This is a genomic window from Mesorhizobium intechi, from assembly GCF_002879535.1.
Lineage (GTDB): Bacteria > Pseudomonadota > Alphaproteobacteria > Rhizobiales > Rhizobiaceae > Mesorhizobium > Mesorhizobium intechi.
The window spans coordinates 1-6,454 of sequence record NZ_PNOT02000181.1; the positions used below are offsets into that span (position 1 = coordinate 1).

The 6,454-nt window shown below is 58.1% G+C and carries 3 protein-coding genes and 5 pseudogenes; 4 read left to right on the forward strand and 4 right to left on the reverse strand.

The genetic code is table 11. From position 1 onward, the window contains the following. Positions 1 to 590: 590 nt before the first annotated feature. Together C1D09_RS34070 and C1D09_RS33170 are read left to right on the forward strand one after the other, a co-directional pair. Positions 591 to 719, forward strand: a complete 129-nt coding sequence (locus tag C1D09_RS34070; protein WP_281288585.1) for a hypothetical protein — start codon at positions 591 to 593, stop codon at positions 717 to 719. Between the two features lie 339 nt (positions 720 to 1,058). Beyond that, a complete protein-coding gene (locus C1D09_RS33170) occupies positions 1,059 to 1,223 on the forward strand; it encodes a hypothetical protein (RefSeq protein WP_167514627.1) in 165 nt (54 codons plus the stop codon). An 18-nt stretch (positions 1,224 to 1,241) separates the two neighbouring features. Here the strand turns inward: C1D09_RS33170 and istB are convergent. The 4 genes and pseudogenes from istB to C1D09_RS33795 all read right to left on the reverse strand — a co-directional run. After that, positions 1,242 to 1,960 (reverse strand): annotated as a pseudogene (istB, locus tag C1D09_RS34235) (IS21-like element helper ATPase IstB); the annotation flags it as partial. A gap of 360 nt (positions 1,961 to 2,320) precedes the next feature. Continuing rightward, positions 2,321 to 3,694 (reverse strand): amidohydrolase family protein, encoded by a 1,374-nt coding sequence (locus C1D09_RS15405; protein ID WP_143975119.1) that lies wholly within the window; start codon positions 3,692 to 3,694, stop codon positions 2,321 to 2,323. A gap of 151 nt (positions 3,695 to 3,845) precedes the next feature. After that, positions 3,846 to 4,316: pseudogene (locus tag C1D09_RS33790) on the reverse strand (IS66 family transposase zinc-finger binding domain-containing protein); the annotation flags it as partial. Between the two features lie 183 nt (positions 4,317 to 4,499). Further along, a pseudogene (locus C1D09_RS33795) lies at positions 4,500 to 4,694 on the reverse strand (IS630 family transposase); the annotation flags it as partial. An 80-nt stretch (positions 4,695 to 4,774) separates the two neighbouring features. On the opposite strand from C1D09_RS33795, the pseudogene C1D09_RS34345 reads away from it, so the two are divergent. Beyond that, positions 4,775 to 5,701: pseudogene (locus tag C1D09_RS34345) on the forward strand (ISAs1 family transposase); the annotation flags it as partial. 261 nt (positions 5,702 to 5,962) lie between these two features. Further along, a pseudogene (locus C1D09_RS15420) lies at positions 5,963 to 6,454 on the forward strand (methylaspartate ammonia-lyase); the annotation flags it as partial.

Below are 6,454 nucleotides of genomic sequence, written 5' to 3' on the forward strand. Positions count from 1 at the left end.
CCCAAATTGCGAGAGAAGCGGGCGATAGGATCATTCGATCCGCCGATCGCGCACGCGATCGTGTCAAGGATTGACAGCTTCGCACGTTCCATCGCTTTCTCAGGGATCGTCTCCAGGCTGGAACTGAGAACGTGCTTAACGAGTTGTGTTGTAACATCCATTGCCAAACCAAACCTCCAAGTGAAGTGGACCGAGAGCCTCTTGAACTCGAGCAGATCGCTAATCGCTGCGTCTCGACCCTGGCCGCCGAGAACCTCAGGGTGCATGGTCTACACGACGAAGACAATGGCGTCAGCGGAGCCGAACCTGTCAATGCTGTTTAGATTTAGGGTAGGGCTACGAACTGGGGTTAGCGCACTTTAGGGATTGCGGTTGATCTGATTCCATGGAGCTTCGGTGATTCGGAGCCCTGATGTGACCCTTGCCACCCTCGAAGGATTTGAGAAGCCGCGCCTGAAGCATTTCGCCGCGATCGAAGAATGTCGCATTGCCTCAAGGAAAATGTTACCCGCGCGGGTTCGTTGCCTCACCTAAAATGTTACCCGTGAAGGGGCATGTCGCCATGATGATTTCACCACCAGGGAGGCAACATGAAGACGAAGATGACGCATGCCATGCGCATGGAACTCGCCAATGCGGTCTGGGTTCTATGCGGCCGCAGCGACCAAGGACAAGCGCAGGATCTTGGAGGAGTTCATCGCGGCGACGGAGTATCATGAAAAGTCCGCAATCCGTGTCCTGAACAGCCCCCCGCAGCCGAGGAGCCGGCAGACCCGTCAACGCCCGTCGCGTCGCTCTATGACGAGTCTGCTCGGGGCGCTTTGATTGTGCTGTGGGAAGCTTCAGATCGAGTCTGCGACAAGCGCTCAAGGCACTGCTGCCCATTTCTATTGCCGGCGCTGAACGCAACGATCATTTGAAGCTCGAGGAGGAGATACGCCACAAGATCCTGTCGATGAGCGCCGCGACGATCGACCGCATGCTCCAAATGCCGAGGCGCACCATGCATACGAAAAAGTAGCCAAGGGTTGTGCCAGAAGCCCCGGCGGCGCATCAAAATGCGCATCTTCGCCGACTGGAACGAGCCGCTTCCCGGCAGCATGGAAATGGACCTGGTCGCTCATCGGCGGGTAACATTCCTGATGAGGCAATCGGTAACAAAATTAGGTGAGGCAACACGCGGGTCAATGCCGCTCGAATTTTCCCCAAAAGTGCCGAAGTAAAATCCCCAGTTTCGCCGCTCAGGCGGAGGGGAGTCCATTTTTCGGTGGCTGGCCGCGCGGCCGTGATGGTGGTTAGTGTCGGCGGCGTGATGGCGGCTTTTGATCGCAGGTGTTTGGGCATGAGCTCGGCGTGCTGGCGGAGCCGATAGCTCGATCCTTCGAGCTGGACGACGACCCGCATGGTGAAGCAGGCGATCGAGAAGTGCGGTTGCGACGACAGGGTCGCCGAAGACCTCGCCCATTCAGCAAAGCCGCGGTTTGAGGAATCAACGCGCCCTTCTCATAGCGAGCGTTGACGAGTTGAGAGAACAGATTGCCGCCACCGTGGACGAGGGGCAGGTAGCCGATCTCGTCGACAACGAGCCGAGAAGGCCGGCAGAAGAAGCGGATGCGTTCCTGCAGGCGGCCTTCGCGTTCGGGCCTTGCCAGCGCGGCGATGAGTTCGGCGAGCGTGCAGAAAAAGACGCTCTTTGACAAGCGCAATGGCCAGATGGCTCTTGCCTGTGCCGAGCGGGCCGAGGAAGTGGACGACCTCGCAGCGGGCGACGAAGCCGAGTTGGGCGAGCGTGAAGATTCGATCGCGGTCGAGCGAGGGCTGGAAAGAGAAGTCGAAGCCGGCGAGCGTCTTGATCGTGGCCAGGCGCCCCGTGCGCAGTGCCGTCTTGATCCGGCTGTTCTCGCGCAGGGTCAACTCCTCCGAGAGGAGGATGGTCAATGGCTTCGAGGGCGGCGATCTCGTCTAGAAATTGCCGCCGACGCTGACCATGCCCTCCCGGCTGATGCGTCGCTCAAGCTTCAGGACCGATCGGAACGGAGCCAAAGGCAGCGGCCGCAGGCGCTGCCGCTCCTCGGCGAAAGCTTCGTTACGTCTCGACATCACTAGGTTTTTTCATGCCATGCACGCCGCTCGACCGAAGACGGGAACCACTCCTCGAAGACTGCGTTCAGATCGAGACATCATCGCGCACGTCAAGGGGAAACCTCCGCGGTAACAATCGGACGCTTACCGCCCGTCTGGAATGGCCGCCGTTTCACCGGGTTGGGCCCGGCATCGAACCACTTTAACAGTAAACGACTAAAGAAATACCCAACCTACGCTAGTTCAGTTTAAATAGCGATCTGCTATTTTTATACAAGACCATTCTGGCGCCATCAATTGCCTCTTCAAAGCCAAGACTTCCTTCAACAACGTGCTCAGTGAGTGCCTTTGCAAGATATCGCTTGCCCCAGCGACCGGCTAACCAGTAGAGCTCCGGAATATGAAACGCGTCGCTCGCGAATAGTATCTTCGAAAGCGGAACGACTTCCATGACTTGCATGTACCGCTGAAAAAGACTCTGGTGCACGAATGGCGTCATGATCGACAGTTCAAAGTAGCAGTTAGGATACAGATGGCTAAGCCATGCGGCTTTTCCGACTGAAGGATAGCCTGCATGTAGCGGAATGATTTTTGGCATCCGCATTACGCTATCGCGGTCAAATCGGCAAACTTCCTCCAGGTAAAACGGATCCTGGTTGCGAAGTATTACGGACGGAGCTTCTCCGTCACCGGTGTGAATCTGCATCGGAATGTCCCGCTTGAGGCATTCTTCGAGAGCAAGGGTGAAATTGTAACGGCGGAGATCCTTTGAGAGGTTGTACTCCGACTGGCGGTCCATGCTCGGAATCTTGTGGAACGATTCCCTTAGCGCTTGCCATGACGCTCGGGCAGGCCCCCTTTCATATAAAGGATCGATAAGTCCAATGTACGGAAGAAGATAGGACTTCATTCCATAGGATTTCTTTCCGTAATTCCCGTTGCCGTCTAGCAGGTCCAGTACCCGCGCCATGTATCGCTGCTCGTACTCCTCAAATGTGATATCGAGAGGAAAAAGCTCCTTTTGGATCATCTCTATTCGAGCAAGCCGGTTCGTACGGCAGGGCAGTATGCCTTCTTCATAGCGGTCGATCTCTGCTGCGCCGCAACCTTCCGCGTAGCCGGTGTCCACCATGACGTTTTCGTACTTCACGTCCCGCAGAAGGCTGCTGACATAGGCCCAGTAGTTTTTACCACGCTCGTTCCTGGCTTCAATGACCGCTTCCAGCTTCGGCTCACAGCCCACGAATTGCGCAAGCTCCTTTACGAGAAATTTCACAAAAATGCTTTGAGCGATGTCGCCAATAACACCATCTACTTTGTTCTGAATACCGAATTGTTTGTTGAGGTCATGCCGTGTAGCCTCATTACCGTTTAGCCATAGATCGTAAACGCCGGCCGGAAAATATACCGGAAGTGTGTCCATAGCGGCCAAGGACATTCGCTCCAAGAACCGCTGTGGGGTTGTAAACGCATCTCGATCGGTGACGATGTGGCAATGGGCATCATCAATGGGCAGATCGTTAACTGCCTCGAAAACATTCGAAAACTCTGGATGCTGTTTCGACAGAAACAGCGGAAGGTGATCAAAATGACCTGCGGCTTTGCGTTCCATGTTCTTGTTTCCCTGAGAAACTATTGAGGTTGCGACCTGATACCGAGCGTGACTTCGTGGAGATGCTTCCGCATGACGAATTTCCCGTCCACAGACCTTATCAATCGTTTCGTTGGCCCGTCACGCGTGATCTGCTTCCGTAATATTTCCGCCGGGCCGGCGCCGGAGCCCGAACCACCACATCCTGGCAGGCGCGGCAGGCATATTTGGGCCGGGCCACGACGATCACACGCAGCTGCGCCGGAATGATGTCGAGCCGCTCGCTAACCTCCTCACCGGTCCGATGCAAGTCGTTGCGGCAGACGGACAGGTATGGTCCTCGATGTCGATGACAGTTTCGAGACGAGGAAGATGCGTTGGCAGCGCACTTCGGTGGCCCGGCTGCCTGTCGCCGGTCTGGAGAGGCCCGCTCGATCTTCCTCGCCGGCTGCCTCGATCTGCTCGGCCTCTTGGAGCCCCAGCAGCAACTGGTCCTCGGGGAGCGTCTCAGCACGCCGGCCGAAGCGGAGGACGCTGCAATTCCCTGATGATTTAGATCAGGCGGGCGCTCTCGACGTCGCGTGCCAGGACCGTCGCCTTCAGCGTCCGGATCGTCGTGAAGCTGTTCAACCGTGATCGCCATGACCGGATCAGACCATATTCGCCGATAGCCGGCGACAGTGGAATCCAGGCTGGTTCACTTAGTCGCGGGTCAGCCCGCCTGAACCGAAATGCGGGTCCGGCGCGTCTTGGACCCGCCGCCAGTCAAGCCCTTGGAACGAGGCCTACTGTCTCTGCTGAGCTGGCCAACCTATGATACCAAGGGTCATGAAGCTCGACCGACGTAGGCCCAGTCTCGCATTCCGATTGATGTGGTTGTTTCGGTTGTGCGATGAGCTTCCGCGAAGCCTCGCAGGCGGCGTCGATGATGGCGTCGTGGCCGTCGAAGACGCGGTGAACGCCAGTTGGCGCGCAGATATTGCCAGACGTTCTCGACCGGGTCGAGTTCCGGGGCTCGCGACGCAGGGCTACGAACGGGGTTTAACGCACTTTAGGGATTGCGGTTGATTGATCCGGGCTTCGGTGATTCGGAGCCCTGCTGTGACCCTTGCCACCCTCGAAGGATTTGAGAAGCCGCGCCTGAAGGCACTTCTGGAGCATTTCGCCGCGATCGAAGACCCGCGCGAGCCATGGCGGGTGGCGCATCCGCTCCCGGAAGTCCCTGCTTCTGGTTGTCTGCGGCACGATCTGTGACTGCGACGACTATGATCTGATTGCCGATTGGGGCGCGGCGCGTCTCGACTTCCTGCGCCGCTCCTTGCCTTATCATCACGCGTGCCGGGCGGGCGCTGGCCCACATCGATCCCGGCCTGTTCTCGGCTGCCTTCACCTTCTGGGTGCGCCAGACATGGCCCGACAGGCCGGACTTCGTCGCCATCGACGGCAAAACGTCACGGCGCAGTCACGATCGCGGCGTTGGCAAAGGGCCCGCTGCAATGCTTTCGGCCTTCGCCACACTGCCCGTCTGGTGCTCGGCCAGGAGGCCGTCAGTGACAAGAGCAATGAGACGACCGCGATTCCGGTGCTTGTCGAGCGCCTGGCGGCAAATGACGGCCTGAAGGGCACGCTCGTCTCGATCGACGCCATCGCCACCAATGCCCCCATTGCTACCACATCAGGGATGCCGGCGCCGACTACCTGCTCGCCGTCAAGGCCAACCAGCCGACGCTCAGAGCCGAGATCGAGCGCTTTTTCGCAGACGCTCCCGCCGATTGCTCGACAGCTCCGTCGATCTCGACAAGGGCCATGGCCGCATCGAGGAGCGCACCGTCACCGTCTCCCGCGAGACTGGCTGGCTCCAAGGCCAGCGCCGCTTTCTAGGTGAACTGCGACTGTCAGACAACCATCATCTCGCGCCCTGGACTGAAGGACAAAACCCGCTTCGACACGCGATACTTTATCGCCTCCGCCGAACGGGCCGCTCACGCCGTGCGCGGCCACTGGCTGGTCGAGAACGCTCTGCACTGGACCCCAACCTCCGATAGCGATGCGCCGGCGCGCAATAAAACTGGGGAGCCCCCGCCAAATCGACCAGACATTGGCTGTAAAGATTGACCTGGGAGATCGTAGCGACGGCGGTTTCCTCAAGGCGCGGGCCATCTGAAAACGCGATGGCACCGTCCGGAACATTATATTGGTGAACTCAACACTAGGTGCCGCATACTTGGCGGCAGCGGACAAACCGCAACCACCGTCAACTCAGTCCGCAAAAAAAGCGAGCGAAGTGAATTGCAGATCAAAGATGTCCTGCTCGCGCCTGGCAACGGCGCATTTTTCTATGACGATCAGGAAGCAATTAAGTCCGGCGCTATCCAGGACGGATTCGTCTACGTCGGCGCGCCGGCGACGCCTGGATTCGAGTCGATTCGCATTCCAGCAGGTTCGCTCGGCGTCGGGCTCGTCCTTATCGACGATACCGTTGTTTGGGGCGACATGATGAATGTCCAGTACTCTGGTGCCGGTGGACGCGATCCCGTGTTCGATATCAATGAAATCTCATCTTTAACGTCACGCGTTGTCGCGCCGCGGCTTCTTGATGTGGATGCCTCTCGCTTTCGTGGTTCTTGCACGGATGTCTTGGAATCGCTCGAGCGGCGGTTACCTCTAGCTGTTGAATATGGCGTCAGCCAAGCTCTCCTTCGCGCAGCCGCCCATCTTCAGCGCAAAACGATGGCGGAGATCATATGCACGGAGTTTGGTCTCGTGCTGCCGACCCGCGGG